The organism is Lentzea sp. NPDC059081, from assembly GCF_042738015.1.
Lineage (GTDB): Bacteria > Actinomycetota > Actinomycetes > Mycobacteriales > Pseudonocardiaceae > Lentzea.
This window is the reverse complement of the sequence record NZ_JBHYGW010000015.1, coordinates 94,754-120,382: the sequence shown is the minus strand read 5'-3', so window position 1 is coordinate 120,382 and position 25,629 is coordinate 94,754. Positions and strand designations below refer to the sequence as shown.

29 protein-coding genes are annotated in these 25,629 nt (G+C 70.5%); 15 read left to right on the top strand and 14 right to left on the bottom strand.

Features of this window, described 5'->3' with window-relative positions; genetic code table 11:
- The first annotated feature begins 12 nt into the window (after nt 1–12).
- Both ACFWV3_RS28855 and kynU read left to right on the top strand, forming a co-directional pair.
- Nucleotides 13–828, top strand: a complete 816-nt coding sequence (locus ACFWV3_RS28855; RefSeq protein ID WP_382415571.1) for a tryptophan 2,3-dioxygenase — start codon at nt 13–15, stop codon at nt 826–828.
- Nucleotides 825–1,925 carry a kynureninase gene (gene kynU / locus ACFWV3_RS28850; RefSeq protein WP_382415569.1) on the top strand — a complete coding sequence of 367 codons (1,101 nt, stop codon included), beginning with the start codon at nt 825–827 and terminating at the stop codon, nt 1,923–1,925. The genes ACFWV3_RS28855 and kynU overlap by 4 nt, the downstream gene beginning before the upstream one ends.
- Here kynU and ACFWV3_RS28845 read toward each other — a convergent pair.
- A complete protein-coding gene (locus ACFWV3_RS28845; RefSeq protein WP_382415567.1) occupies nt 1,918–2,646 on the bottom strand; it encodes an oxidoreductase in 729 nt (242 codons plus the stop codon). The two genes, kynU and ACFWV3_RS28845, sit on opposite strands and share 8 nt — an antisense overlap.
- Before the next feature lie 258 nt (nt 2,647–2,904).
- Between ACFWV3_RS28845 and acs the strand changes: the two genes are divergently transcribed.
- The 4 genes from acs to ACFWV3_RS28825 all read left to right on the top strand — a co-directional run bounded on the left by acs (nt 2,905) and on the right by ACFWV3_RS28825 (nt 7,524).
- The gene (gene acs / locus ACFWV3_RS28840) at nt 2,905–4,887 is read left to right on the top strand and encodes an acetate--CoA ligase (protein WP_382415565.1); all 1,983 of its coding nucleotides are present in this window, start codon (nt 2,905–2,907) and stop codon (nt 4,885–4,887) included.
- A 125-nt stretch (nt 4,888–5,012) separates the two neighbouring features.
- Complete coding sequence (gene nhaA / locus ACFWV3_RS28835; protein ID WP_382415563.1) at nt 5,013–6,170, top strand: Na+/H+ antiporter NhaA; 1,158 nt, start codon at nt 5,013–5,015, stop codon at nt 6,168–6,170.
- The gene (locus tag ACFWV3_RS28830) at nt 6,167–6,610 is read left to right on the top strand and encodes a phage holin family protein (RefSeq protein WP_382415561.1); all 444 of its coding nucleotides are present in this window, start codon (nt 6,167–6,169) and stop codon (nt 6,608–6,610) included. The genes nhaA and ACFWV3_RS28830 overlap by 4 nt, the downstream gene beginning before the upstream one ends.
- Nucleotides 6,607–7,524, top strand: a complete 918-nt coding sequence (locus ACFWV3_RS28825) for an alpha/beta fold hydrolase (protein ID WP_382415755.1) — start codon at nt 6,607–6,609, stop codon at nt 7,522–7,524. Before ACFWV3_RS28830 ends, ACFWV3_RS28825 begins: the two co-directional genes overlap by 4 nt.
- On the opposite strand, the gene ACFWV3_RS28820 is transcribed toward ACFWV3_RS28825, so the two are convergent.
- Nucleotides 7,496–8,980 (bottom strand): FAD-dependent oxidoreductase, encoded by a 1,485-nt coding sequence (locus ACFWV3_RS28820; protein WP_382415559.1) that lies wholly within the window; start codon nt 8,978–8,980, stop codon nt 7,496–7,498. The two genes, ACFWV3_RS28825 and ACFWV3_RS28820, sit on opposite strands and share 29 nt — an antisense overlap.
- A gap of 72 nt (nt 8,981–9,052) precedes the next feature.
- Here ACFWV3_RS28820 and ACFWV3_RS28815 point away from each other — a divergent pair, with 72 nt between their 5' ends.
- Nucleotides 9,053–9,760, top strand: coding sequence for a TetR/AcrR family transcriptional regulator (locus ACFWV3_RS28815; protein WP_382415557.1), 708 nt, complete (start codon nt 9,053–9,055; stop codon nt 9,758–9,760).
- Here ACFWV3_RS28815 and ACFWV3_RS28810 read toward each other — a convergent pair whose 3' ends face one another.
- The 4 genes from ACFWV3_RS28810 to nth are packed head-to-tail and all read right to left on the bottom strand — an operon-like array spanning nt 9,761 to nt 12,914.
- On the bottom strand, nt 9,761–10,948 hold the full coding sequence (locus ACFWV3_RS28810; RefSeq protein ID WP_382415555.1) for a MarP family serine protease: 1,188 nt from the start codon (nt 10,946–10,948) through the stop codon (nt 9,761–9,763).
- A 15-nt stretch (nt 10,949–10,963) separates the two neighbouring features.
- A complete protein-coding gene (locus ACFWV3_RS28805) occupies nt 10,964–11,653 on the bottom strand; it encodes an NUDIX hydrolase (protein ID WP_382415553.1) in 690 nt (229 codons plus the stop codon).
- Nucleotides 11,650–12,210, bottom strand: coding sequence for a TlpA family protein disulfide reductase (locus tag ACFWV3_RS28800; RefSeq protein WP_382415551.1), 561 nt, complete (start codon nt 12,208–12,210; stop codon nt 11,650–11,652). Before ACFWV3_RS28800 ends, ACFWV3_RS28805 begins: the two co-directional genes overlap by 4 nt.
- Nucleotides 12,207–12,914, bottom strand: coding sequence for an endonuclease III (gene nth / locus ACFWV3_RS28795; protein ID WP_382415753.1), 708 nt, complete (start codon nt 12,912–12,914; stop codon nt 12,207–12,209). Before nth ends, ACFWV3_RS28800 begins: the two co-directional genes overlap by 4 nt.
- Nucleotides 12,915–13,050: 136 nt before the next feature.
- Here nth and ACFWV3_RS28790 point away from each other — a divergent pair, with 136 nt between their 5' ends.
- The 3 genes from ACFWV3_RS28790 to ACFWV3_RS28780 all read left to right on the top strand — a co-directional run bounded on the left by ACFWV3_RS28790 (nt 13,051) and on the right by ACFWV3_RS28780 (nt 16,061).
- Nucleotides 13,051–13,290 (top strand): hypothetical protein, encoded by a 240-nt coding sequence (locus tag ACFWV3_RS28790; protein WP_382415549.1) that lies wholly within the window; start codon nt 13,051–13,053, stop codon nt 13,288–13,290.
- A 251-nt stretch (nt 13,291–13,541) separates the two neighbouring features.
- Nucleotides 13,542–14,216: a Crp/Fnr family transcriptional regulator gene (locus tag ACFWV3_RS28785; protein WP_030469453.1), complete on the top strand. Its 675-nt coding sequence runs from the start codon at nt 13,542–13,544 to the stop codon at nt 14,214–14,216.
- A 597-nt stretch (nt 14,217–14,813) separates the two neighbouring features.
- On the top strand, nt 14,814–16,061 hold the full coding sequence (locus ACFWV3_RS28780) for an MFS transporter (protein WP_382415548.1): 1,248 nt from the start codon (nt 14,814–14,816) through the stop codon (nt 16,059–16,061).
- Nucleotides 16,062–16,277: 216 nt separating this feature from the next.
- Here ACFWV3_RS28780 and dnaN read toward each other — a convergent pair whose 3' ends face one another.
- The 3 genes from dnaN to ACFWV3_RS28765 all read right to left on the bottom strand — a co-directional run bounded on the left by dnaN (nt 16,278) and on the right by ACFWV3_RS28765 (nt 19,070).
- On the bottom strand, nt 16,278–17,369 hold the full coding sequence (gene dnaN, locus ACFWV3_RS28775) for a DNA polymerase III subunit beta (RefSeq protein ID WP_382415546.1): 1,092 nt from the start codon (nt 17,367–17,369) through the stop codon (nt 16,278–16,280).
- 97 nt (nt 17,370–17,466) lie between these two features.
- Nucleotides 17,467–18,279, bottom strand: coding sequence for an MBL fold metallo-hydrolase (locus ACFWV3_RS28770; RefSeq protein WP_382415544.1), 813 nt, complete (start codon nt 18,277–18,279; stop codon nt 17,467–17,469).
- Nucleotides 18,276–19,070 (bottom strand): NUDIX hydrolase, encoded by a 795-nt coding sequence (locus tag ACFWV3_RS28765; protein ID WP_382415543.1) that lies wholly within the window; start codon nt 19,068–19,070, stop codon nt 18,276–18,278. Before ACFWV3_RS28765 ends, ACFWV3_RS28770 begins: the two co-directional genes overlap by 4 nt.
- Nucleotides 19,071–19,109: 39 nt before the next feature.
- Here ACFWV3_RS28765 and ACFWV3_RS28760 point away from each other — a divergent pair, with 39 nt between their 5' ends.
- Complete coding sequence (locus ACFWV3_RS28760) at nt 19,110–19,466, top strand: hypothetical protein (protein ID WP_382415541.1); 357 nt, start codon at nt 19,110–19,112, stop codon at nt 19,464–19,466.
- A gap of 14 nt (nt 19,467–19,480) precedes the next feature.
- Nucleotides 19,481–20,371, top strand: a complete 891-nt coding sequence (locus ACFWV3_RS28755) for a Gfo/Idh/MocA family protein (protein WP_382415539.1) — start codon at nt 19,481–19,483, stop codon at nt 20,369–20,371.
- Nucleotides 20,372–20,379: 8 nt separating this feature from the next.
- On the opposite strand, the gene ACFWV3_RS28750 is transcribed toward ACFWV3_RS28755, so the two are convergent.
- From ACFWV3_RS28750 to ACFWV3_RS28735, 4 genes are read right to left on the bottom strand one after another with little or no spacing between them, the layout of a single operon-like run.
- Entirely contained in the window at nt 20,380–21,528 is a 1,149-nt protein-coding gene (locus tag ACFWV3_RS28750; protein ID WP_382415537.1) for a hypothetical protein, read from the bottom strand.
- 11 nt (nt 21,529–21,539) lie between these two features.
- Nucleotides 21,540–22,142, bottom strand: a complete 603-nt coding sequence (locus ACFWV3_RS28745; protein WP_382415535.1) for a hypothetical protein — start codon at nt 22,140–22,142, stop codon at nt 21,540–21,542.
- A gap of 1 nt (nt 22,143) precedes the next feature.
- Nucleotides 22,144–22,599 (bottom strand): RidA family protein, encoded by a 456-nt coding sequence (locus tag ACFWV3_RS28740; RefSeq protein ID WP_382415533.1) that lies wholly within the window; start codon nt 22,597–22,599, stop codon nt 22,144–22,146.
- Nucleotides 22,596–22,751 carry a DUF4177 domain-containing protein gene (locus ACFWV3_RS28735; RefSeq protein ID WP_089950120.1) on the bottom strand — a complete coding sequence of 52 codons (156 nt, stop codon included), beginning with the start codon at nt 22,749–22,751 and terminating at the stop codon, nt 22,596–22,598. The genes ACFWV3_RS28740 and ACFWV3_RS28735 overlap by 4 nt, the downstream gene beginning before the upstream one ends.
- A 68-nt stretch (nt 22,752–22,819) precedes the next feature.
- On the opposite strand from ACFWV3_RS28735, the gene ACFWV3_RS28730 reads away from it, so the two are divergent.
- Genes ACFWV3_RS28730 through ACFWV3_RS28720 form a run of 3 tightly spaced genes read left to right on the top strand, consistent with a single transcriptional unit; the run spans nt 22,820 to nt 25,229 of the window.
- On the top strand, nt 22,820–23,071 hold the full coding sequence (locus ACFWV3_RS28730) for a hypothetical protein (RefSeq protein ID WP_382415531.1): 252 nt from the start codon (nt 22,820–22,822) through the stop codon (nt 23,069–23,071).
- A 44-nt stretch (nt 23,072–23,115) separates the two neighbouring features.
- On the top strand, nt 23,116–24,108 hold the full coding sequence (locus ACFWV3_RS28725; protein WP_382415529.1) for an ArsA-related P-loop ATPase: 993 nt from the start codon (nt 23,116–23,118) through the stop codon (nt 24,106–24,108).
- Complete coding sequence (locus ACFWV3_RS28720; protein ID WP_382415527.1) at nt 24,105–25,229, top strand: ArsA family ATPase; 1,125 nt, start codon at nt 24,105–24,107, stop codon at nt 25,227–25,229. The genes ACFWV3_RS28725 and ACFWV3_RS28720 overlap by 4 nt, the downstream gene beginning before the upstream one ends.
- A gap of 15 nt (nt 25,230–25,244) precedes the next feature.
- Here ACFWV3_RS28720 and ACFWV3_RS28715 read toward each other — a convergent pair whose 3' ends face one another.
- Nucleotides 25,245–25,535, bottom strand: a complete 291-nt coding sequence (locus ACFWV3_RS28715) for a WhiB family transcriptional regulator (protein ID WP_382415525.1) — start codon at nt 25,533–25,535, stop codon at nt 25,245–25,247.
- Between the last annotated feature and the right edge of the window lie 94 nt (nt 25,536–25,629).

Genomic DNA, 25,629 nt, shown 5'->3' with positions numbered 1-25,629 from the left:
GAGGATTGAGCCATGAGCTGCCCGGTCTCCCCCAAGCTGGATTTCGGCGGCACCACGCCGTACGAGGACTACGTGCACGCGTCGGTGCTGCACACCCTTCAACAGCAGTGGTCCAAGGACCCGCGCGAGATGTCGTTCCTGGTCATCACGCAGGTGATGGAGCTGTACTTCGGCCTGCTCTGCTTCGAGTGGCGGCAGGCCCAGACCGAGCTGCGCGCCGACGACCTGCGGGCGGCCGTGCGCACGCTGCGACGCTCCGACCTGCACCTGCAGGCGCTGTCCGCGGCCTGGCGGCCGATCGCGCGGATGACGCCGACCGAGTTCAACTCCTTCCGCGACGCGCTCGGCGAGGGCTCCGGCTTCCAGTCCGGCATGTACCGCGAGATGGAGTTCCTGCTCGGCGAGAAGTCCGCGTCGATGCTCGTGCCGCACCGCGCGGTGCCGGCCATGCACGCGCAGCTGGAGGAGTCGCTGGCGAAGCCGTCGCTCTACGACGACGTGCTGGCGGCGTTGAAGCGCAGGGGTTTCGACATCCCGCAGGCCGTGCTGGACCGCGACCTGACCAAGGCCTACGAGCCGTCCGCCGAGGTCGAGCAGGTGTGGGCGGCGATCTACCGCGGTGACGACCGCGACCTGCTGGAGCTGGGCGAGGCGCTGACCGACATCGCCGAGGAGTTCGCCCGCTGGCGCTACGACCACCTGCTCGCGACCCGGCGGTCGATGGGCGCGAAGGTGGGCACGGGTGGCTCCGCTGGTGTTGCATGGCTGGAGAAGCGCACGCAGCGTGCGGTGTTCCCGGAACTGTGGACGGCGAGGAGCTACGTGTGAGGCGGGAGCTGTTCGACATCCCCGAAGGTGTCGTCTACCTGGACGGCAACTCGCTCGGCGCGCCGCCGAGGCACGTCGCCGCACGGATGCAGGAAGTCGTTGCGCACCAATGGGGTGAGCGGCTGATCCGGTCGTGGAGCGAGGGCTGGTGGGAGACCCCGCAACGGGTCGGCGACCGCGTCGGCCGGTTGGTCGGGGCGGCACCCGGCCAGGTCGTCGTCGGCGACTCGACGTCGGTCAACGTCTTCAAGGCGCTGATGGGCGCGGTGCAGGGCACCAGCCGCATCGAGATCGTGTGCGACGAGTCGACGTTCCCGACCGACGGCTACATCGCGCAGTCCGTGGCCTCGTTGACGGGCAGGAAGATCCGGGCGGCGCATCCGTCCTCTTTGGACCTGACCGAGGACACCGCCGTGGTGCTGCTCAACCAGGTCGACTACCGCACCGGCGAGCTGCACGACATGAAGGCGCTCACCGAACAGGCGCACGCCGTGGGCGCCCAGGTGGTCTGGGACCTCTGCCACAGCGCGGGCGTGCTGCCGATCGAGTTGGACGCGCTCCAAGTCGACTTCGCGATCGGGTGCACGTACAAGTTCCTCAACGGCGGACCGGGCGCGCCCGCGTTCATCTACGTGCCGCACGCGAAACAGCCGACGTTCGAGAACCCGCTCTCTGGCTGGAACGGGCACCGCGAGCCGTTCGGCATGAAGCCGTCCTACGAACCGGACCCCGGCATCGCGCGCGCACGGGTCGGCACGCCGGACATCCTGTCGATGCTGGCCCTCGACGCGTCACTGGACGTGTGGGACGACATCGACCTCGCCGAACTGCGGCAGCGCGGTCTCGCCCTGACCGCGTTGTTCCGCGAGCAGGTCGAGAAGCTGACCTCGTTGGAGGTCATCACCCCGGAGAACCGCGGCAACCAGATCTCGGTGCGCTGCGCCAACGCGAAGCCCGTGATGGACGAACTGATCGCGCGCGGGGTCATCGGCGACCACCGGCCGCCGGACATCCTGCGGTTCGGGTTCGCGCCGCTCTACGTGACCGACGAGGACGCGATCCGCGCCGCCGAGGTCCTGGCCGAGATCGTCAACTAGCGAGTGCGGCGTCCGCGATGCTCTTGGCCTCGCGGGCGCCCGCCTCCAGCGACGAGCAGACGAACAGGATCCACTGCGCGAGGCCCTCCAGCGTCCCCGACGCGAACGCCACCGAGGCGGCCTCGTACTCGGCGGACCGGCGCAGGCACGCCACCTCCGGCACGCCGAGGCCCTTGGGGTCGAGGCCGCTGGAGATCGACGTCATCCTGGCGGCGGCACGGGCCACCACGCCGTTGGCGACGTCGAACGGCGCCAGCCCGAGCAGTTCGCCGTGCACGACGGCGACGAGCACGGGCGCCGGCACGGACGTCCCGCCGGTGACGAGCGAGCCGATCAGGTCGAGCCGCTGCGACACGTCCTCGGACACCCGCGGGCGGCCGATGTCGGTCGTCAGGTCGGCGGCGGCGAGCACGTGCAACCGCGCGAGGGCCTGCAACGGCGCGCGCTGCCACGTCGCCACCAGACCACCCAGCGCCTCCGCGACGCGCAACGACCCCGCGAGCACCGGGTCGGACACCTCGCCGGAGGAGGGGATCTCGGTCGGACCGCCCTCGAGCGCCGCTGAGGCACGGGCCGCGCGGACGGACGCCTCCGCCGCCGTCGTGGCCCAGCCGCGCAGGTTCACCCGATGGCGGTGCACCTGGAAGACGGCGTCCTTGGCGGCGCTCGCGGCATCGGCCACGCCGGGCAAGGAAAGCAGTGGGGCGAGAGGATCGGTCACGGTCGCGCAGAGTACCTGACCAGGTGAAACGGGTGATCCAGCTCACTGGGTGGACCGTTGAGCGCGCAACTGCGCCCGTTCATCGCGCCACACGTGCCTGGACCAGACAAAACGGGTTACACAGTGACAGCCGTGTAACCGACCGCCCCAAATTGGTCTGAACCTTTTTGGGGTGGAACCTGTCGCAGTGAACTGGCTCGCACTACGGTCAGTACCCGCATCCACGACAGGTCTGGACTTTCCAGGAGGTCTCGCACCATGACGCAGTCGCCAGGCCAGGGCAACGCTCTGGACAACCTGCTCACGGAGAGCAGGACGTTCCCGCCTTCCGACGAGTTCGCGGCACAGGCGAACGCACAGCCCGCGCTGTACGAGGAGGCGAAGGCCGACCGCGAGGCGTTCTGGGCGAAGCAGGCGGAACGGCTGCACTGGGACACCAAGTGGGACCAGGTGCTCGACTGGTCGGGCGCCCCGTTCGCGAAGTGGTTCGTGGGCGGCAAGCTCAACGTCGCGTACAACTGCGTCGACCGGCACGTCGAGTCCGGCCACGGCGAGCAGGTCGCGATCCACTGGGAGGGCGAGCCCGGTGACTCCCGCGCCATCACCTACGCCGAGCTGCAGCGCGAGGTCTCGAAGGCCGCGAACGCGTTGACGTCGCTGGGGATCGGCGCCGAGGACCGCGTCGCGATCTACATGCCGATGGTGCCGGAGGCGATCTTCGCGATGCTCGCGTGCGCCCGCGTCGGCGCGCTGCACAACGTCGTGTTCGGCGGCTTCTCCGCCGAGGCGCTGCGCACCCGCATCCAGGACTCCGAGGCCAAGCTCGTCATCACGACCGACGGCCAGTACCGCCGCGGCAACCCGGCTCCGCTCAAGCCGGCCGTCGACGAGGCCGTCGCGGGCGCGCCGTCGGTGGAGAAGGTCATCGTCGTGAAGCGCACCGACACCGAGGTCGCGTGGACCGACAAGGACGTGTGGTGGCACGAGCTGGTCGACTCGCAGTCCGACCAGCACACCCCCGAGGCGTTCGACTCGGAGCACCCGCTCTTCATCCTCTACACCTCGGGCACCACGGGGAAGCCGAAGGGCATCCTGCACACGTCCGGCGGCTACCTCACGCAGGCGTCGTACACGCACTTCAACGTGTTCGACCTCAAGCCGGACACCGACGTGTACTGGTGCACCGCGGACATCGGCTGGGTCACCGGCCACAGCTACATCGTCTACGGCCCGCTGTCGAACCGCGTGACGCAGGTCGTCTACGAAGGCACGCCGAACACCCCGCACGAGGGCCGCCACTGGGAGATCGTGCAGAAGTACGGCGTCTCGATCTACTACACGGCACCGACGCTCATCCGCACCTTCATGAAGTGGGGCGCGGACATCCCGGCCAAGCACGACCTGTCGTCGTTGCGCGTGCTGGGCTCGGTCGGCGAGCCGATCAACCCCGAGGCGTGGATCTGGTACCGCGAGAACATCGGCGGCGGCTCCGCCCCGATCGTCGACACGTGGTGGCAGACCGAGACCGGCGCGATCATGATCTCGCCGCTGCCCGGTGTCGTCGCGACGAAGCCCGGTTCCGCGCAGCGCCCGCTGCCCGGCATCGGCGCGAAGGTCGTCAACGACGAGGGCGTCGAGGTGCCGCACGGCGGCGGTGGCTACCTGGTGCTCGACGAGCCGTGGCCGTCGATGCTGCGCGGCATCTGGGGCGACGACGAGCGCTACAAGGACACGTACTGGTCCCGGTTCGCCGACCAGGGCTTCTACTTCGCGGGCGACGGCGCGAAGTACGACAACGACGGCGACCTGTGGCTGCTCGGCCGCGTCGACGACGTGATGAACGTGTCGGGCCACCGCATCTCGACCACCGAGGTCGAGTCCGCGCTCGTCTCGCACCCGACCGTGGCCGAGGCGGCCGTCGTCGGCGCGAACGACGAGACCACCGGCCAGGGCATCGTGGCGTTCGTGATCCTGCGCGGCGGCGCGGGTGACGACGCCGGTGGTGCCGAGGCGATCAAGGCGCTGCGCGACCACGTGGCCAAGGAGATCGGCCCGATCGCGAAGCCGCGGCAGATCATGGTCGTGCCGGAGCTGCCGAAGACGCGCTCGGGCAAGATCATGCGCCGCCTGCTGCGCGACGTGGCGGAGAACCGCGCGGTCGGCGACGTGACGACGCTGGCCGACTCGTCGGTGATGGACCTGATCTCGGCAGGCCTGCAGTCGGGCAAGTCCGAGGACTGATCAGCGCAAACGACGACGGGCGCTCTCTGCGGAGGGCGCCCGTCGCCGTTAGGATCGCATCAGGGTGAGCCGGGAAGTCTGGTCGGCACTGCTTTGTCGTGTCCGCTGACCGCCCTGGGAGACCCGTGCCCCGCAAGATCGCTGACTTCGCCCGTTACCTCCGCACCGAGACCGTCGGCGGCTCCGTGCTGCTCGCGGCGACGGCCATCGCGTTGGTGTGGGCCAACTCGCCGCTGTCGTCCGCCTACTTCGGACTCCGCGACCTGCACCTCGGGCCGTTGAGCGTCGGCGACTGGGCCAAGGACGGGCTGCTCGCGATCTTCTTCTTCGTCGCCGGTCTGGAGCTCAAGCGCGAGCTCGTCGTCGGTGAGCTGTCGAACGTCAAGGCCGCGACCCTGCCGGTGATCGCGGCGCTCGGCGGGATGGTGGCGCCCGCGCTGATCGCGCTCGGGGTCGGCTGGGGGCAGCCGGGCATCGAGAAGGCCTGGGCGATCCCCGTGGCCACGGACATCGCGTTCGCACTGGGGGTGCTGGCGCTGACGGCGTCCGGGCTGCCGTCGAGCATCCGGGTGTTCCTGCTGTCGCTGGCCGTGGTGGACGACCTGGGCGCGATCATCGTGATCGCGGTCCTGTTCACCTCGCAGTTCAACCTGCTGGCGGCCGGTGCGGTCGTGCTGCTGCTGGCGCTGTACTGGTTCCTGCAGCACAAGAGGATCACCAGCGCCTGGCTCCACGTGCCGATCGCACTCGCGACGTGGTGGTTCATGCACGAGTCGGGCATCCACGCCACGATCGCGGGCGTCGCGCTGGCGTTGCTGACGCGGGTGCGGCGCGACCCGTACGAGCAGGAGGCGCCGGCCGTGCGGCTCGAGCACCGGCTGCAGCCGTTCTCGGCCGGGGTGGCGGTGCCGGTGTTCGCGCTGTTCGCGGCGGGTGTCCCGGTGGGCGCCGAGGCGTTCCGGGAGCTCTTCACGGACAAGATCGCGATCGGGGTGGTCGCGGGGCTCGTCTTCGGCAAGGTGATCGGGATCGTGGGCGCGTCGGCGCTCGCGGTGTGGTTCAAGGCGGCGGTCTGGCCGTCCGGGGCGGGGCCGCGCGACATCGTGGCGGTGGCCGTGCTGGGCGGGGTCGGGTTCACCGTCAGCCTGCTCATCGCGGAGCTCTCGCTGGCCGATCCGGACACCGCGAAGGCCGCCGTGCTGATCGCCTCGATGATCTCGTCGCTGCTCGCCGCGGTGTTGCTCATTCGCCGCAGCCGGGCACATGGCACGATGTCGGGGTGAGTACCAGGGAACACATCGCGTCGATTCCGCTGACCGCAGACGACCCCACCGCCGAGGCCTCGATCGGCGGCCTCGTCCGCGACGCGACCGCGCACGTGTCGACTCTGGTCAGAGCCGAGGTCGAGCTCGCCAAGGGCGAGATCACGGCCGAGATCAAGAAGGGCGTGAAGGGCAGCGTCTTCTTCATCGTCGCGCTGACGGTGTTGTGCTTCAGCCTGTTCTTCCTGTTCATGGCGCTCGGCTTCGGCTTCGCCGAGTGGTTCGGCTGGGGCTACTGGGCGGGCTTCGGGCTCGTCTTCGCCGTGATGCTGCTGACCGCCGTGCTGTTCGCGTTCCTCGGCTACCGCAAGGTGCGCAAGCTCAGGGCACCGGAGCGGTCGATCGCGGCGGCGAAGGACACGGTCGCGGCGCTCACCCACCGCAAGGGTGACTCCGACTGAGCCGCAAGCCCGACCCGTCGGTGGTGCGGGTCGCCGGCCCGTGGACGCACCGCGACGTGTCGGCCAACGGCATCCGCCTGCACGTCGCCGAGCTGGGCGACGGGCCGCTCGTGCTGCTGCTGCACGGGTTCCCCGAGTTCTGGTGGTCGTGGCGGCACCAGCTGACGGCGCTCGCCGAGGCCGGGTACCGCGCGGTCGCCGTCGACCTGCGCGGGTACGGCGACTCGGACAAGCCCCCGCGCGGCTACGACGGCTTCACCCTCGCGGGTGATGTCGCCGGGTTGATCAAGGCGCTCGGCGCCCAGCGCGCCCACCTCGTCGGCAGCGCCTGGGGTGGCGCCACCGCGTGGACGGTCGGCGCACTGCACCCGCGCGTGGTCTCGTCGATCTCGGTGCTGTCCGCACCGCACCCGCTCGCGATGCGCCGCGCGTTCCGCCGGCACCCGCTGCTGAACTCGCACGTGCTGCGCTTCCAGCTGCCGATCCACCCCGAACGCTGGCTGACCGGCGAGAACGGCCTGCAGGTGGCCAGGCTGCTCTCGGCCTGGTCCGGCCCGAAGTGGCGGTCGGCGCCGGAGTTCGACGAGGTCATCCGCCGCTGCCGGCAGGCGATGACGGTGCCGGGCGTCGCCCACAGCGCGATGGAGTACTACCGCTGGGCGGTGCGCTCGCAGCTGCGCAGCGACGGCCGCCGGTTCACCGAGGCGGTCGACAAGCCGGTGCAGGTGCCGGTGCTGCAGATCCACGGCGCGCTGGACCCGATCACCCTGGAGTCGTCGGCGCGCGACTCGCTGCCGTGGCTGGGGCCGTCCTCGGAGTTCCGCTACCTGCCGGAGGTGGGGCACTTCCCGAACCAGGAGGCGCCCCACACCACTAGCCGGCTGATCACCGAGTTCCTGCAGAAGTCGAGCTGAACGCGTCCTCCAGCGCACTCGCCGGGTCGTCCGGCAGGTCGGTGGAGCGCCAGGCGACGTAGCCGTCCGGGCGGACGAGCGACGCACCCTTTTCGGACAGTCCGAACGCGTCCAGCCGCTCGACCCGTTCGCACGCGATGCCCAGCGCCCTGGCCGCTTCCTCCCACTGCGGGTGGTCCGCGACGAGCACCCAGCCGCGTTGGAACAGGTCCAACGTGGACTTGCCGGGCTCGATCCACACGTGCGGGGCACGCGTGCCGGGCTGGCCGTTCCACTGCTCGGGGAGCTGTGCGGGCGGCAGGTCCTCGCCCGCGCCGAGCACCGCCGCCGAGCGGTAGAGGATGCCGAAGTGCATCGCGTTGTTGTCGTAGAGCTGCGCCGCCTCGGCCTGGCCGTCGCGGTTGTGGCCGTCGTTGCGCGCGAAGATCTGCTGGTGGCAGAGGGTCGCGACCGGCCGCCGTTCCGCGTCGTAGGTCTCCAGCAGCTCGGGGCGTGACTCGCCCTTCAGCACCGCCGCGAGCTTCCACGCGAGGTTGTGCGCGTCCTCGATGCCGACGTTCGCCCCGAACCCGCCGCGGCTGGGCGGCAGCGTGTGCGCGGCGTCGCCGGCCAGGAAGATCCGTCCGCGGGAGAACTCGTCGGCGACCGACGCGCTGATCGTCCACTTGCCCGTCGTGACGATCTCGACGGGCACGTCGTCGCGGCCGATGGCCCGGAAGATCTTCTGCCGCAGCTCCGGCTCGTCGTACTCGCCGTCGTCGAGCATCAGCACCCACCGGCCGTCGCCGTAGGTGGTGAGGAAGCCGACGTCGTCGATCACGAACTGGCCGATCCCGTCCTTCAGGTACTCGTCCAGCGGCGCGCGGAACAGCACGCTGCGGGACGTGTGCATGTACCCGCGGCCGGTGCGGGTGATGCCGAGCTGCTCCCGGATCGGGCTGCGGTGGCCGTCCGCGGCGACCAGGTAGTCCGCCCGGATCTCGTAGGGCTCACCGTCGCCCTGGACGAGTGCCGTGACGCCCTTGTCGTCCTGGGAGAACTCCAGCATCCGGGTGCTCATCCGGATGTCGGCGCCCAGCTCGCGGGCCTTGTCGCGCAGCAGCGGCTCCATCCGGTCCTGGGCCACGCCGACGCCCCTGACCGGCGAGTACTCGACGTCGGAGAGCTGGGCTGGCGGCGTCCAGAACGTCTCGTCGTACTTCTTGCCGACCAGGCTCTCGGCCCGGACCCGCCGGATCCCGAAACCCTTCGACATCCTGCTCTTCGGCAGCTCGTCCTCGATCCCGACGGCGCGCAGCAACTCGCCCACCCGCGCGTTGAAACCGACCGCCCGCGGGTGCGGTGAGCTGCCCGGATGCTTCTCGACCAGCACCACGTCCACCCCGCGCCACGCGAGGAACAACGCGGCCGACGTCCCGGCGAGTCCCCCACCCACGACCAACACCTGTGTCTTCATGTCCGTCCCCTCTCGATACGGCGTATCGCTCAATACACTGTATCGCAGATAGACGGTGTATCGTCCAGCCCGATGCCGAACGAACTCGTGTGGGACCGCCCAGAGCCGCCCAGCAAACCGTCACCGACCCCGCTGAGCAGGGAGTTGATCGTCGCCGCCGCGATGGAGCTCGCCGACGGGGGCGGGCTCGACGAGGTGTCGCTGCGCAAGGTCGCGGCCGCACTCGGCGCCGGCCCGATGCGCCTGTACGGCTACATCGAGACCAAGGACGAGCTGCTCGACCTGATGGTCGACGAGGTCTACGGCGAGATCGCGCTGCCGGCACCGGGCACGGAGTGGCGCACGGCGCTGACCGAGATCGCGCACGGCATCCGCGCGGCGGTGAAGCGCCACCCGTGGTTCGTCGACCTGCTCGGTGGCCGCCCGCACCGCGGCCCGAACTCGCTGGCGCACATCGAGGCGTCACTGGCCACGCTCGACGACCGGCCGGAGTTCCCCACGATCGACGACGTGCTCGGCGCTGTCGGGACCGTGATGGCGTTCGTGCACGGCGCGGTCCGCAACGAGATCGCCGAGGACCGCGACGAGCAGGCCAGCGGCATGACCGAGGAGCAGTGGCAGGCGGCGTCCGGCCCGTACATGCAGCGGGTGCTCGCCACCGGCCGGTTCCCGCGGCTCGCCAGGGTCATGTACGACGCCGAGCACACCAACGCCGCGTCGTGGTTCGACACGGGGCTGGGCTACGTGCTCGACGGCATCGCGACCCGGCGCGGTCTGTAGCTAGTTGGCACAGCCCTGGGTGGACGCCCGGCGGGTCAGCGACGGCGCCTTCTGCACCATCGACTGCACCTGCTGGGCCGTGAGCACGAAGCCGGTCTCCGGGTCGTCGACCGCGGCACCGAAGACCACGCCCATCACGCGGCCGTTCGGGTCGACCAGCGGGCCGCCCGAGTTGCCGGAGCGGACCTCGGCGCGAACCGTGTAGACGTCGCGCGTGACGGTCTGGGCGTCGTAGATGTCCGGGCCGCGCAGCAGCGGGATCCGCTCGCGGACACGGGCCGGGGACGACTTGTACGGGCCGTCGAGCGGGTAGCCGAGCACGATGCCGTCCTCGCCCGGCTGCACCTCGTCGCTGCGGAACTGCAGCGGCGTGGCCTCCAGGTCCGGCACCGCGAGCACGGCGATGTCGGTGCGCGGGTCGTAGGAGACGACCGTCGCGTCGAACTGGCCGCGGCCGACCTCGACCGTCACCTCGTTCGTGCCGGCGACGACGTGCGCGTTCGTCATGACCCGCTCGGGCGCGATGACGAACCCGGTGCCCTCCAGCGCCCGTGAGCACGACGGCGCACGGCCGCGGACCTTGAGCACGCTCGCCTGGAGCTTCCTCGCGACCGGGGAGTCGGCGAGCTGGCTGTTCGGCGGCTCGACGTCCTTGAGCGGCGTGCGGTTGAACGGGTCCATCGCCTGCGGGAAGCCCGAGACGTCGAAGAGCTTCTGCAGGTCGCCCGACAGCACGCGGGCGGCCTGCGGCATGGTCTGGTCGACCTTGCCGAGGATCACCGACTGCTTGAGCGACGACGTCAGGTCCGGCAGGCCGACGACCGAGGTCAGCGGCAACGCGATCATCCACGCCACGACGAACACGACCAGGCCCTGCACGATCGCGCCCAGGGCGTTGTCCGCCCCGCGCAACGGCGACGCGTTGACGCGGGCCTTGATCGTCCGGCCGATGTAGACGCCGATCGTCTCGCCCAGCGCCACGAGCAGCACCACGATGCCGACCGCGAACACGACCTTGGTGACGACGTTCTCGAACTGGGACACGAGCAGCGGCGCGATCTGAGTGCCGAGGATGAGGCCGACGAGCACACCGACGAACGCGGGCAGCGCGACGACCATGCCCTGCCTGGCGCCGGACACCGCGGCTATCGCGGCCAGGCCCAGCACGAGCAGGTCAACCCAGTTCAACCCAGAACCTCCGCCTCACTGTGTAGCGCGCAACGCTAGTTCAAGATCGCGCACATCGGTCGCATCCCACGGCTGTTCCCAGCCGCCGAGTGCGATCAGGCCGTTGATCAACCCCGCGGTGAAGCCCCACACCAGCATGCCCGGCGCGGAGAACGCCGCGCTGACGTAACCCGCGGGGTGGCGCACGCGGAACCGGTTGGCGGGGTCCGCGAGGTGTGCCACCGGCACGCGCGCGACAGCGGCGGTCTCCGCCGGGTCGACGGGCGCGACGGGGCTCGGCTGTTCCCAGTAGGCGAGCACGGGCGTGACCACGAACCCGGACACCGGCACGTACAGCTCCGGCAGCAGGGCGAGCGGTCTCACTCCTGACCCAAGTACACCGGTCTCCTCGTAAGCCTCGCGTAATGCCGTCGCCACCGGCCCGTCGTCCTCCGGGTCGGACGCGCCGCCCGGGAAGGCGACCTGGCCGGGGTGCGAGCCGAGGGTGTCCGACCGGCGCAGCAGCAGGACGTCGGGCCCGTGCTCCTCGGACTCGCCGAAGAGCATCAGCACGGCCGCGGCCCGGTAGCTGCGCGTCGGCGTGCGGGGGTCGCGCATGAACGTCTTCGCGTCGATCTGCTCGGTGGCCTTGGCCAGGCGCTGCATCCAGTCGGGTGGCTGGACGGCCTCCGTCCCGGCTGCCCCCGTCTCGGCTGCCTCCGTCATCGAACCGCCTTCTCCACCTGCTCGGGCGCCGTGAACACCGGCGGGTCCGTGATCTGCCGGACCTGACCGTCCGCTGCTACGTAATACGTGGCGGGGAGCGTGATCGGCGCCTTCACGCGTTTGCGCAGCTCGTCGGGCCCGTCGTAGACCGAGGGCAGCCGCACGCCGAGGCGCGCGAGCAGCTCCAGCCCGTCCGCCTCCGTGCTCTCCACGAGAACTGGGACGACCGGGACGGCGCCGGGTTGCTTCGCGTAGGCGTCCAGGACGGGCAGCTCCTTCTGGCACGGCTGGCACCAGGTCGCCCAGAAGTTGATCAGGACCGGCCCTTTCAGCGCGAGGGCCGTCCGGGTGCCGTCGCCGAGGCACGTGACGTCCGCACCGCCCTCACCTGCCGGCTGACAGGCCCTGAGCTGGGCTTGCGCGCGCAACGCGGCCACGTCCTGCGTCGGCCGGGAGGGTGTGGGCGGCGCCGGTGCGTCGTCACGGGGCCACAGCGCCACGACACCCGCCACGCCGAGGACGAGCACGACGACGAGCCAGCGCGTGCGGTTGTTCACCCCACCAGTTTCTCACCGGCCCGCACGCGCTCGGCGAGTTCGAGCAGATGGGGCTTCTCGTCGCCCTTGACGAGCTTCGCGGCCTTGTCGGGGTCCTCGGGGCCCAGGCCGTACGACGGGCAGTCCTTCATCAGCAGACAGGCACCGCACGCAGGCGTTTTGGCGTGGCAGACGCGCCGGCCGTGGAAGATGATCCAGTGCGACGCCATGGTCCAGTCGCGCTTCTCGATCAGCTCGCCGATCGCGTGCTCGACCTTGACGGCGTCCTCGAGCTCGGTCCAGCCCCAGCGGCGGACGAGCCGGCCGAAGTGGGTGTCGACTGTGATGCCGGGCACATCGAACGCGTTGCCGAGAACCACGTTGGCGGTCTTGCGTCCTACACCGGGGAGCTTGACCAGCTCTTCGAGAGTGCCCGGGACGACGCCGTCGTACTGCTCCACCAGAGCAGCGCCGAGTCCCAGGAGGGACGTCGCCTTGTTCCGGTAGAAGCCGGTCGGGCGGATCATCTCCTCGAGCTCGGTCCGGTCGGCGCCGGCGTAGTCGGCGGCGGTCGGGTACTTCGCGAAGAGAGCGGGAGTGACCTCGTTGACCTTCTTGTCGGTGCACTGCGCGGACAGCACCACCGCCACGATCAGTTCGAGAGGCGTGGTGAAGTCCAGCTCGCAGTGCGCGTCGGGGTATCCCTCGGCGAGCACGCGCACCATCCGGCGGGCCCTGCGGGTCAGGCCTAGCTTGGTTTCCGGTTTCTTGGTTGCGGGCACTGATCCAGAGTAGTCAACACGCCGGAACCGACCCCTAGATCCATACTCGAATCCCACATGCGCCACACTGCGGAGCATCATGACTGCCTGGCTTGTGATCGTCGTTCCGATCGTGATCATGTTCTTCGCGCTCTTCATGGAGCGCGTGGAAGCGAAGCTCCGGCACGTTGCCGTGCAGGAGAACGAGGTCGAGGAGTTCCTGGAGTCCGCCAGGCCGGAAGAGGTCAAGGCGCTCTACGGACACGGCATCGGTCGCGCACTCGACATGTTCCGCCTCCGTCGTCGCGGTCGCGGCACGCCGCGCAAGCGCGTCCGCTAGGGCTCGTGTCCGGGCTCGGCTGAGGCCGGCTCGGACACCCGCCCCGGGTCCCGCGTCGACGCACACCCGAATGGCGTAGACTGGTTCGTTGGGCTCTGGATCGAGTCAGTCTCGTTGTTCCCGTTGAGACGGCGAGCCGAGCGGCGATCCACAGGAGAGCCCTTAGACTGCAACGCAGTGATCGGCGGCACGGCGCTGACTCCACCAAAGATGGTGGTAGGCGTGCCGTCGCGTCGATTAGGAGGGACGAGGTGGACGAGACCCTGGCGCGAGCGGGCATCTTCCAAGGGGTTGACCCGGCGGCAGCGGAGGCGCTGGCGCAGACCCTGGAGACGGTGGAGTTCCCGCGTGGCCACGTGATCTTCGCGGAGGGTGAGCCGGGCGACCGCCTGTACATCATCCAGTCCGGCAAGGTGAAGATCGGCCGCAAGTCGCCGGACGGCCGCGAGAACCTGTTGGGGATCTTCGGACCCTCCGACATGTTCGGTGAACTGTCCATTTTCGATCCCGGCCCCCGCACGTCCACCGCGACGACGGTGACCGAGGTGCGCGCGGTGTCCATGGACCGCCCCGCGCTCCGCCAGTGGATCACCAACCGGCCGGAGATCGCCGAGCAGCTGCTGAGGGCCCTGGCCCGCAGGCTGCGCCGGACGAACTCCATGCTGGCCGACCTGATCTTCACGGACGTGCCCGGCCGCGTCGCCAAGGCGCTGCTGCAGCTCGCGCAGCGCTTCGGCTCGCAGGAGGCCGGCCTGCTCCGCGTCACGCACGACCTGACGCAGGAGGAGATCGCGCAGTTCGTCGGCGCGTCCCGCGAGACCGTGAACAAGGCGCTCGCCGACTTCGCGCACCGCGGCTGGCTGCGCCTGGAAGGCAAGAGCGTGCTGATCCTGGACCCGGAGCGCCTGGCCCGCCGCGCCCGCTAGGAACAACACCGCACCACCCACTTGAGGCCCCGTCTGCGCATGTCGCAGGCGGGGCCTCAAGCACGCAAGGCCTCGCACGGTTTCCTCGAGCTCGCGAGAGGCCAGGCCAGATCGGATGCGAGGAGTTTCGCGAGTTCGCGCTGGTCATCCGTTCGCCTCTTCGTCGTGATTCGGCGAAGCCCAATCAGGGCGAAGCGGCGGACGGATGACCAGCTCCTCGGCGAACGAGCCGGGAGTCTGCGAAGCAGCGACCAAAAAAGGGAGCCGGGCGCCACCCCCGACGTGGCGCACCGGCCCCTTTGGTGCACGGTCCATCCCCCGACGAACCGTGCGTTCCGCCCTCTGGCGCGTAGGCCCCGACCCTCAAGCCAGAGGTTGGTCTTCGATCACCGAGCTGGACGTCGCCTCGGTCGACGAGTCAACTTTCGCACGTCGCCACCCGTACCACTCAAGCCCTTTCACCCTCAAGGACCTCGGGTGTGGCCGATTCGTTGCATGTTTCACCCGGTCATCGCATTCCCGTGACCCAATCGCAACCATCGTGACTCCCGGCACCCGATCTGGTACACGCGTACCAAGTTTGGCATACTGGTACACATGTCCCACTCTGCCCGCCTGTCCGACTACCGCGCTGCCCTGACGACCCCCGGCATGCGCGGCCCCGTGGTCGCGTCTCTGCTCGCCCGCCTGCCCATCGCGATGGTCGGGCTCTCGCTGCTGCTCTACGTCGAGCGCGCGACGGGGTCGTTCGCGGTCGCCGGCATGGTCTCGGCGGCGGCGCTGGTGGGCGTGGCCCTCGGCTCGGTCGTCCAGGGCCGGCTGATGGACCGCTTCGGCCCCACCCGTCCGCTGGGCTTCACGACCGCGCTGTTCGCGTTCTTCGTGACGGTCTCCGTGCTCGCCGTTGAGGCGGGCTTCTCGGTGTTCGTGCTGGTCCCGCTGGCTCTCGGCGTCGGCGCGACGGAGCCGATGGTGGGCTCGGCGTCGCGGGCGCTGTGGGAGCGAATGGTGCCGACCGGCCCGACCCGGATGGCGGCCTACGCGTACGAGGCCATCAGCATGGAGGTCTTCTTCATCCTCGGCCCCGGCCTCGCGGGCCTGCTGCTGGCGGCACCGTGGGCGGGCACCGGCGTCGTGGTCGGCGCGGTGCTGATGGTCGTGGGCGCGCTGTGGTTCGCGTTCAACCCGGTCGTGCGCGCCTGGGGCGCGGTGGCTCGTGTCCGGCGACCGCTGCTCGGCGCGTTCGCCTACCCCGGCATGCGCACGGTCGCGCTGGCGGCACTCGGCTTCGGCGTGACGATCGGCTTCGTCGAGGTGGCGGTGCCGGCGTTCGCGAAGGCGGTCGGCCAGCCGTCGATGGGCGGCCTGATGCTGTCGCTGTGGTCGATCAGCTCGGTGATCTTCGGCGTGCTCTACGGCATGCGCCCGTGGCCGCGCCCGATGCACCTGCGCCTGCCGGTGCTGCTGGGCGGCTTCGCGCTGCTGGCGTTCCTGCTGGCCATCCCGGCGTCACTGGTCGGCCTGGGCCTGGCGCTGTTCCTGGTGGGCACGCTGATCACGCCGCAGTCGACCGCGCACTCGGCGGCGATCGAGCAGGTCACGCCCAACGGCATGGCCGCGGAGGCGTTCGGCTGGGTGATCACCTCGGTGACCGTCGGCCTCGCCATCGGGCAGGGCCTGTCCGGCCAGCTGATCGAGCACTTCGGCACGCGCCCGGCGTTCGTCGCCGCGGGCGTCGCGGGCCTGCTGATCGCGCTGGCGGTGTGGCTGCTGCGCGGGACGGTGCGGCGCGGCGTGCCTGCCGAGGTGCCGCTGCGCTCGGAGATGGAGCTGGCGGCCCGCTGAGGCTCCGCACGGAACTGACTGCGACGGCTGGTGTCAGTACGTTGGCACCAGCCGTCGGCGTACGTCGGCCTGCCGCGCAACGGCGGCGAAGGCGATGCGGCCTGGCGAGCAGCTGGTGTCGACTTCCGGCACCAGCCGTCGAAGCGAGCCCGGTTGGCCGTCCAGACAGGACGGCCGCAGCCGCACGCCCGGCCTTCCGCGCGGCGAGCAGAGCGGCTAGGCCACCGAGCGCATCGGCACCACGAGGTAGGTGAGCTCCACGCCGTCCTCGCCCGGCGTCGACGTCAGCACCGTCGAGCGGAGGCCGTCCTGGATCTTGAGCTCGATCCTGCGGCCCGCGAAGGCCTTCAGGGCGTCGGCCAGGTAGCGGGCCTGGAAGGTCTTGGTCAGGTGGTCGCCTTCGACGTCCGCCTTGACGAACTCCTCGGACTCGCCCTGCTGGGGGTCGCTGCCCTTCACGCGGATCTCGGAGTCCTCGACTTGGATGGTGACGGCCTGGTGCGGGCCGCCGTAGGGCGTGGCTCTGCGTACGGCGCGTGCGAGTGAGTCCGCGTCCACTAGCACCGTGCTGTCGATGACTGCCTCCAGGAGTCGGCGCGCCCGGTCGTCCGGGAACGGAGCGGCCAAGAGTGCGGTGGAGATCGAGTTGTTGCCCCAGGCGAGGGCGATGCGGTCGGAGCTGGCATGGAGCGCTACCCGGCCGGTGGCCTGGCGTGCGGCTTCCACGAGGGGCTTCGCCGGTACCAACAGGTCCAGCTCGCCCGCTTGTTCCCACGGGAGTGTGGCGTAGGCCATGCGGTAGCGATCGGTCGCGATGACGTGCAGCTTCTCGGCGTCGGACTGGATCCGCAGGCCCGTGAAGATCGGCAGCGCGTCGTCCTTCGAGGCGGCGCCGGCGACCGCGGCGATGACGTCGAGCCGGGCGGCGTCGACGTGGCCCTGCAGCGCGGGCAACGCGGGGACGCCGGGGTGGTCGGCCAGCGAGAGCAACGGCAGGGCGAAACGAGACGTCGGTGTGCGGACGGCCAGGCGCTGGCCCTCCACCTTCAGCCTCACCTGCGGGTCGTCCAGCGCCTGGAGGGTGGCGGCCAGCGGCTTGGCGGGCACGAGCACCTCTCCTTCCGTGTGGACGACGGCGTTGACGGACAGGCGCACGCCGTGCTCCTGGTCGCTGCCCGCGATCTCGACGTCCTGCCCTGCTGTCAGGCGGAGCCCGGCGAGCACCGGGTCGAGCACACGGGTCGGCAGCAGTCGCGCCACCTCCGCGGCGGCGCTCGCGAGCTCTGCTGTCGTGGCGGTGAGGTCCATGGTTCCGGACGTTAGCGGGCACCCCTGACAATTCCGGGTGCCCCGAAGCGACTGGAGAACGCTAGCGGTCTTCGCCACGCAGCGGAAGCGCGGTGTCTCATTCGGTGACGGTGCGCAAGTACTCCAGCTGTGCCCGCACCGACCACTCCGCCGCCGGCCACAGCACGCGGTCGACGTCGGCGTAGACCACCTCGACAACCTGGCGCGGTGTGGGCGAACCTCCCAGTGCCGCAACGGCTCCACGCACCTGCTCCAGGCGCTGGGTGCGGTGCGCGAGGTACGTCCGCGCGGCCTCACCGGCGTCCGCGAGCTCCGGGCCGTGGCCGGGCAGCACGGCGGTGCCCGGAGGCAGGTCCGCCAACAGCCGCAACGACTCGAAGTACTCGCCGAGCTTGCCGTCCGGGTGCGCCACGACCGTCGTGCCGCGCCCCAGCACCGTGTCGCCGGTCAGCACCGCCTCGCCGTCGAGCACGAAGCACAGCGAGTCGCTGGTGTGGCCGGGCGTGCCCAGGACGCGCAGCTCCAGACCGGCACTGGTCACCACGTCGCCGTCCACCAGGCCCTCGGAGCCGAAGGTGAACGTCGGGTCCAACGCCCGCACCGGCGCGCCCACCAGCTCCGCGAACGACCGCGCGCCCTCGGAGTGGTCAGGATGCCCGTGCGTCAACAAGATCTCGGCGATCGGGCCGACCGACGCGATCCGCTCCAGGTGCGCGGGATCCAGCGGCCCGGGATCGACCACGACGTACGAGGACGCGTCCGGTGCCTTCAACAGCCACGTGTTCGTGCCGTCGAGCGTCATCGGCGACGGGTTGTCCGCCAGCAGCACGGCCGCGTGCGGCGTCACCTGCCGCAGCTCCCCGTACAACGGGTGCGCGGCACGGGCACCGATCAGCGGCGACCCGCTCAAGGCAGCACCACCCGCACGACGTCGCCCTCGCGGATCAGCTTCGGGATGATCTTCTCGACGCTGCGCTCCGCCGCCATCACCTTCTCCACGCTGCCCAGCGCACCCACCTCGTCGAGCGTGCGCCACGTCGGCGGCATGAGCATCCGGCGACCTTCGGCAGCGTCCTGGACGGCCGACGCGGGCGTCTGCCACGACGCGTCGGACGCCTCGGTCGTCTCGCCGTCGGCACGCTGGCCGGACGGCAGCGCGGCGACGAAGAACCGCGTGTCGTACCGGCGCGGCTCCTCGACGGGAGTCACCCAGTTCGCCCACGGCCGCAACAGGTCCGCTCGCAGCACCAGCCCCTCGGACGCGAGGAACTGCGCCAGCGACAGCTCCCGGTCGACCAGCTTCTGCCGGGCGGCCGAGTACGCCGACGTGTCCGCCACGACCGACGCGGGATCCGGTCCCGCGAGCAGCACGCCCGACTCCTCGAACATCTCCCTGACCGCCGCGCACACGAACGCCCGCGCGGTCGACGGGTCCACTCCGAACACCGACCCCCACCACTCCGGCGGCGGACCGGCCCACGCGACGGACGTGTCCGCGTCGCGCGGATCGACGCCACCACCGGGAAAAACGCTCATGCCGCCCGCGAACGCCATCCCCTTCACGCGGCGCAGCAGGAACGCCTCCACGCCCTCGGAGCCGTCGCGCAGCAGCACGACGGTGACGGCGTCACGGGGCTGCGCGGGTTGGGCGGCGGGCCTGGTGGGTACCAGGTTTCCCGGCAAGGTCATGTCGTCGGGCATTCTCCGAGCGTACGACCGCGCTTACTCGAGGATGGTGTGATGGCGACGAACGTCTCCGGCTGCCTGGTGAAGATCCTGCTTTTCCTGCTCGGCGCGGTGATGGGCACAGGCCTCACCGCGGTGGCGGGCGTGGTGATGTTCGTCCCGGACCGCACGACCGTGATCAGCGTCGACCCGACTTCCACGTCGCCGGGCGTGTACGTGAAGGAGGTCGAACAGCTGGTCGGCAGCACCTACTACGAGATCTGGCTCGGGCCGACGCCGGACCGCGGGCACGTCGTGACCGTTCCCACCGGCTGGGACCACGACCCCGAGCGCGAGACGACCGACGCCGGCCTGCGCCTGAAGTTCGACAACGGTGGCGAGATCTTCGTCCCCAAGGCCGCCTACTCCTGAGGCAGGATGACCCAGTGGACGAACAGCTGCGCGTAGGACTCGTCGGTGCCGGCCCGTGGGCGGAGATGGTCCACGCCCCCGGCATCGCGAACCACCCCGGAACGACGCTGAGCGGGGTGTGGGCCCGGCGGCCCGAGGCGGCGCAGGAGCTCGCGCACGCCCACGGCGCCGAACCGTTCGCGGACTACGCGGAGATGCTGTCCACTGTGGATGCCGTCGCGTTCTGCGTGCCACCGGGCGTGCAGGGGCCGATGGCGGTCGAGGCCGCGCGGGCCGGCAAGCACCTGGTGCTGGAGAAGCCCGTCGCCGAGACGGTCGAGGCCGCGGAACGCCTCGTCGCGGCCGTCGAGGAGGCGGGCGTCGCGTCGCTGGTCGTGCTGACCCGCCGCTACGCGCCGGAGACCAAGGAGATGCTGGCCCAGCTGCACCGCACGGGCGGCTGGACCGGCGCCGACAGCCGGTGGATCTCCGGCGCCCTGCTCGACGGCCCGTTCTCGAACTCGCCGTGGCGGCACGACAGGGGCGCGCTCGACGACGTCGGCCCGCACGCGTTCGACCTGCTCGACGCGGCACTGGGCGAGATCACCGAGGTGGTCGCCGCGAACGTGACGGACACGGGCCTTTGGCAGCTGATCCTGCGGCACGCGGGCGGTGCCACCAGCACCGCCTCGCTGTGCCTGTCGTTGCCGTTGCAGCCGCCGTTCGCGGACTTCACGATCTTCGGCACGAACGGCGCCCGCACGCTGTCGAACCGGGACACGCCGGCCCTGGAGTGCTTCACGAACCTGCTCGACGACTTCGTGGCCATGGTGCACAGCGGCACCACGACCCACGAGTGCGACGTGCGGCGCGGCCTGCACCTGCAGCGGATCATCGACCAGGCCCGGCGCAAGGCCGGGGCCTGACCCACGACCTACGGCGTCTGGTGCCCGTTGTTCGAGGCGCCGAACGTCTGGTGCGACGAGCGGTCGAGCTGCCAGTGGCCGCTGTCCGTCGTCTTCGACCCGATCTGCTCCCGCTGCGCCAGCTCCTCGTGGAGCTGCTGCAGCAGGGCGCGTTCCCGTTCGCTGAGGTTCGCGTCCACCGAGGACGGTTCCGCGGGCGACTCGGCCAGCGCGGCCTGCAGCGCCGCGAGCTCGTCACCCCGGATCTCGGTGGTCACCTCGGCCCTGTTGATCGGGGTGGGCTCGGGGAGCGGGAAGATCTCCGCCTCCGGCTCCGGCTCCGGTGCGGGGGGAACCGGTTCCGCGGCCGCCTTCGGGATCCGCTTGACGGGCTTGGGCGGGAAGGGCTGCGAGCCCTCCAGCGAGGGTGTTCTGCTGCGACGTGAGCCGGTTTCCTCCAGTGGCTCCGGCGCCGGTGTCGGCTCGGCCACCGGCGCCGGAGCGGGAAGTTCCTCTGACTGGTCGAACCAGGCCCCCTGTGGCGAGACCGGCTCGGCGACCCTCATCCCCGCGGCACCGGTGACCGGTACCGGCTTCGAGGACGTCATCGCGGCGGCGTGGTACTCGCTGAGCTGCGTGCCGGTCGTCAGCACCTCGACGGCGGCGCGCACGCCCGCCTTCCGCAGCACCGAGTCGATCCGGTACGCCGTCGCCGGCGCGAAGCCCTGCGGACCGATGTCCACGAGCACCACCCGCTGCGGCAGCGGGCCGGGCGTGGACCCCGTCGGCGAGGACCGCCAGACCGCCCGCACCGAGCGGACGTCCGGCAGCATCGCCACGGCACGGGCCAGCGCGCCGGTGATGTCGGAGACCGGGTCGGTCTCGGACGTGAAGCGGTGGCGCAGGAACGGCAGCATCTCGGCGACCGCCATGCGGTCGGTCAGCGACGCGTCCGAGCGGACCTCGTGCAACGCCCACGTGATGGCCGCGCGCTCGTCAGGTAACACCGGGATGCCACCGGACAGCAGCGTTCCGACGAGCATCTCGACCGCACGGTCCAGCTCTCCGACCGCGAGGAACTCGCGTGCCTGCGACAGGGCGGCGTCGTCGATCCGCCCGGCCATCGACAGCAGGAGATCGTGCAGACGGACCGGCAGGCCGACACCGTCGTTCGTCACGTCAACTCTCCTTAGCTGAGCACCAGGTGCTCGTCGGACTCGGCGCCGGCGCACACCGGCTCCGATGCCGCCAGCGCCGCCCGGTGGTAGGGCGGCAGGTCCAGACCGGACGGCACGACCTCGACGCACGGGTCGTGTTCGCCCAGCGCCCGCAGAACGCGCTGCAGCTCACCGGTCAGCCGGGCGTGGCCGGACGTGGCCGCCACCAGCAGGACGCGGTTGATCCCGGAGGGACCGATGCGCCAGCACGAGCGAACCTCTCCGACCCCGTGCCGGCCGCGCAGCGTGGCACCGAGGACGACGGTCGCGGAATCCCCCATGGACACCCGATCGGGTGATTCCGGGGAAAAGGTGTAGTCGGTGGGGGGCAGTTCGTCCAGCCCTTTGACCGAACTGACAGCACCCGGTTCCGCCCCGTAGGGCACGAGCGCGTCCTGCAAAAGGCGCATCTCGTGGTCCGTCAGAGGGATGCGCCCGTGCAGCAACGTGCGCGGCAACGAACGCGCGAGCACGGCGTACGCGTCGGAGGACGCCCAGTCCCGGTACCGCCACAGCAGCTCGTCGGGAAGGCGCCCGGCGAGGCGCAGCAGCAGTTCGTGGCACGTGTCCGACATGTCACACCTCGACGATCAGTTCGATCTCCACCGGAGCGCCGATCGGCAGCTCTGCGACCCCCACGGCCGACCGGGCGTGCTTGCCCGCGTCGCCGAAGATCTCCCCCAGCAGCTCGGAGGCGCCGTTCACGACACCCGGCTGCCCCGTGAAGCCCTCGGCGGAGGCCACGAACCCGACAACTTTCACGACTCTCTTGATCGAGTCAATCCCCACGAGCGCGTGAACTGCCGCCAGCGCGTTGAGGATGCAGGTCGCGGCGTACTGCTTGGCCTCCTCCGGGGAGACCTCCGCACCGACCTTGCCCGTGGCGGGGAGCCGGCCGTCGACGAACGGCAGCTGGCCGGACGTGAAGACCCACGGGCCGCTCTGCGTCGCGGGGACGTACGCGGCGAGCGGCGCGGCGACACCGGGAAGCTCGATGCCGAGCTCCTTCAGGCGCGTGGTCCAGGCGCTCACGCCTTGGCCCGCTTCAAGTACGCGACGTGCTGCTCACCGGTCGGGTTCGTCAGCACCGTGACCAGCTCCCAGCCGTCGTCACCCCACTGGTCGAGGATCTGCTTCGTGGCGTGGATCAACAACGGCACGGTCGCGTACTCCCACTTCGTCATGCGCGGAGCCTAACGCGCCACCCGATCGAAGCCTGCGCGGTTGTCCCGGTTCGAGCTACGTTGATCACGTGGAGACCTGGCGGATCGTCGCCACCAGCCTGTTCGCCGTGGGCGGGCTGGTGATGGTGCTCGTCGCCATGGCCCAGGTGCGCGACCGCAAGCACAGCAGTCGCACGCAGGTCGTGCAGGCAGGGGTCATCGGACTCGTCGTCGTGGTCGTCGTCACGGCGAGCATCGCGCTGTGGCTGCCGTCGGTCGTGGCCTGGGCACTGGTCGCCGCGACGGCCTTCGCCGTTCTCTTCCTCACGATGGTCGATTGACCGACCAGTCCACCTTCGACCGGATTCACACCTAGTCTGGACGTGTGACGTCGTGGACCGAGGAGCTGACCCGAGCCCGTCTGCACGTGGTCTCCGGCAAGGGCGGCACCGGCAAGACCACGATCGCGGCCGCGCTGGCGCTCGCGCTGGCCACCGGTGGCCGCCGGGTGCTGCTGGTGGAGGTCGAGGGCAGGCAGGGCATCGCCCAGCTCTTCGACCGCGCCCCGCTGCCGTACTCGGAGGAGCGGATCGCGTCCGCGCCGGGCGGTGGTGAGGTGCACGCGCTCGCCGTCGACGCCGAGGCCGCGCTGCTCGAGTACCTGGCGATGTTCTACAACCTCGGCTTCGCGGGCCGCACGCTGCGCAAGATGGGCGCGATCGAGTTCGCCACCACCCTCGCGCCCGGCCTGCGGGACGTGCTGCTGACCGGCAAGGTCAAGGAGTGCGTGAACCGGACCGGCCCGGACGGCCGCCACCTCTACGACGCCGTCGTGCTCGACGCGCCGCCCACCGGCCGCGTCGTCAAGTTCCTGGACGTCACGAAGGCCATGGCCGACCTCGCCAAGGTCGGTCCGATCAAGGGGCAGAGCGAGGGCGTGGTGCGGCTGCTGCACTCCGGTGACACGGCGGTGCACCTGGTCGCGCTGCTGGAGGAGATGCCGGTGCGCGAGACCCTGGACGCGGTGGCCGAGCTCGACGGCGCCGACCTGCGGCCCGGTGCCGTGCTGGTCAACCGGGTCCAGCCGGAACGCCTGCCGGCCCGCTCGATCCCCGTCGCCGCCGAAGGCAGGATCGACGAGTCGCGGGTGCGCACGGGCCTCGCCGCCGCCGGTCTCGACCTGGACGAGTTCACGCTCGAGGGTTTGGTGGACGAGACGGTGGAGCACGCCATCAGGGTGCGGTCGCAACAGGAGGCGATGGAACTGCTCCGCGAGTCCGACCTGCCGACGCTCGACCTGCCGGAACTGACCGACGGGGTGGACGTGGCGGCGCTCTACGAACTGGCCGAGGTGCTGGTCGCGGCGGGTGTGCGGTGAACAAGCTCGACTTCGACCCGTTGCTCGACGACCCGGAGACCAGGGTCCTGGTGTGCTGCGGCTCCGGTGGCGTGGGCAAGACGACCACGGCGGCGGCGCTGGCGTTGCGGGCCGCCGAACGCGGCAGGCGCGTCGTCGTGCTGACGATCGACCCCGCCCGGCGGCTGGCGCAGTCGCTCGGCCTGCGCGAGCTGGACAACCACCCGCGCGAGGTGGTGGTCGACGGCTTCGAGCCCAAGGGCGAGCTGTTCGCGATGATGCTCGACATGCGCCGCACGTTCGACGACATGGTGCTGACCCACGCGGGCCGCGACCGGGCCGACCAGATCCTGTCGAACCCCTTCTACCAGACCATCTCCTCGTCGTTCTCCGGCACGCAGGAGTACATGGCGATGGAGAAGCTGGGCCAGCTGGTGGCGCAGGACGAGTGGGACCTGATCGTCGTCGACACCCCGCCGAGCCGCTCCGCGCTCGACTTCCTGGACGCGCCGCAGCGGTTGTCGACGGTGCTCGACGGCAAGTTCATCCGGATGCTCTCGGCACCGGCGCGGGCGAGCGGACGCGGTCTGATGAAGATCGTCGGAACCGGTTTCAGCCTTTTCACGCGCGCCGTCTCGACGATCGTCGGCGGCCAGCTGCTGCAGGACGCGTCGACTTTCGTACAGGCTTTCGACAGCATGTTCGGAGGATTCCGGGAACGCGCGCAGCGGACCTACGAACTCCTCCGCTCGCCCGGAACCGGTTTCGTGGTGGTGGCGGCGGCAGAACCGGACGCTTTGCGCGAAGCGAGCTATTTCGTGGAACGGCTCAGCGACGAGGGCATGCCTTTGTGCGGGCTGGTCGCGAACAGGACCCACCCGGTGCTCGCGGCGGACCTGCCCGCGGCGAAGGCGCTCGCGGCAGCGGACGACCTGGACCGCTCCGGTGACGCGCCGCTCGCCGCGGCGGTGCTCCGCCTGCATGCGGACCGGGTGGCAGTCGCCGATCGAGAGAAGCGGCTGCTCGCCCGGTTCACACGTGCTCATCCCGGTGTGTCGCTGGTCGGCGTGCCCGCGTTGCCCGCGGACGTGCACGACCTCGACGGCCTTCGGGAGATGGGCCGCCGGCTAGCCGGTGAATGAGATGTTCACCCGCTGTTAACCGACCCTCGTGTCCTCGAGGTGCTCCTGACGCGCGTTGCTGAGCAGCTCGAACCACGACTCGACGTCCGGACGGCGGCGCAGCAGAGCACGGCGTTCGCGCTCGGTCATGCCTCCCCAGACCCCGAACTCGATCCTGTTGTCGAGCGCTTCGGCGAGGCATTCCATGCGAACTGGGCAACCCAGGCACACGAGCTTCGCCTTGCGCTGCTCCGCACCTCGTACGAAGAGCTGGTCCGGCTCCTCATCTCGGCACGAAGCGTTGATACGCCAATCCCCCTGGTTCATATCCCCCACTCCTCAGTGCTGTCCAAATGTGGAAATCCGCCACACCCCTGCCACGGATGCCGTAGCGTTCGAGCTACGACTGCATTCCTTGGAC

What these genes read in the sequence shown, in the direction of transcription:
- ACFWV3_RS28855 (WP_382415571.1), top strand. Translation starts at nt 13, where the DNA reads ATGAGCTGCCCGGTCTCCCCCAAGCTGGATTTCGGCGGCACCACGCCG.
- acs (WP_382415565.1), top strand. Translation starts at nt 2,905, where the DNA reads ATGACGCAGTCGCCAGGCCAGGGCAACGCTCTGGACAACCTGCTCACG.
- ACFWV3_RS28820 (WP_382415559.1), bottom strand. Translation starts at nt 8,980, where the DNA reads ATGAAGACACAGGTGTTGGTCGTGGGTGGGGGACTCGCCGGGACGTCG.
- ACFWV3_RS28815 (WP_382415557.1), top strand. Translation starts at nt 9,053, where the DNA reads ATGCCGAACGAACTCGTGTGGGACCGCCCAGAGCCGCCCAGCAAACCG.
- ACFWV3_RS28805 (WP_382415553.1), bottom strand. Translation starts at nt 11,653, where the DNA reads ATGACGGAGGCAGCCGAGACGGGGGCAGCCGGGACGGAGGCCGTCCAG.
- nth (WP_382415753.1), bottom strand. Translation starts at nt 12,914, where the DNA reads ATGGTGCGCGTGCTCGCCGAGGGATACCCCGACGCGCACTGCGAGCTG.
- ACFWV3_RS28790 (WP_382415549.1), top strand. Translation starts at nt 13,051, where the DNA reads ATGACTGCCTGGCTTGTGATCGTCGTTCCGATCGTGATCATGTTCTTC.
- ACFWV3_RS28780 (WP_382415548.1), top strand. Translation starts at nt 14,814, where the DNA reads ATGTCCCACTCTGCCCGCCTGTCCGACTACCGCGCTGCCCTGACGACC.
- dnaN (WP_382415546.1), bottom strand. Translation starts at nt 17,369, where the DNA reads ATGGACCTCACCGCCACGACAGCAGAGCTCGCGAGCGCCGCCGCGGAG.
- ACFWV3_RS28765 (WP_382415543.1), bottom strand. Translation starts at nt 19,070, where the DNA reads ATGCCCGACGACATGACCTTGCCGGGAAACCTGGTACCCACCAGGCCC.
- ACFWV3_RS28760 (WP_382415541.1), top strand. Translation starts at nt 19,110, where the DNA reads ATGGCGACGAACGTCTCCGGCTGCCTGGTGAAGATCCTGCTTTTCCTG.
- ACFWV3_RS28745 (WP_382415535.1), bottom strand. Translation starts at nt 22,142, where the DNA reads ATGTCGGACACGTGCCACGAACTGCTGCTGCGCCTCGCCGGGCGCCTT.
- ACFWV3_RS28735 (WP_089950120.1), bottom strand. Translation starts at nt 22,751, where the DNA reads ATGACGAAGTGGGAGTACGCGACCGTGCCGTTGTTGATCCACGCCACG.
- ACFWV3_RS28715 (WP_382415525.1), bottom strand. Translation starts at nt 25,535, where the DNA reads ATGAACCAGGGGGATTGGCGTATCAACGCTTCGTGCCGAGATGAGGAG.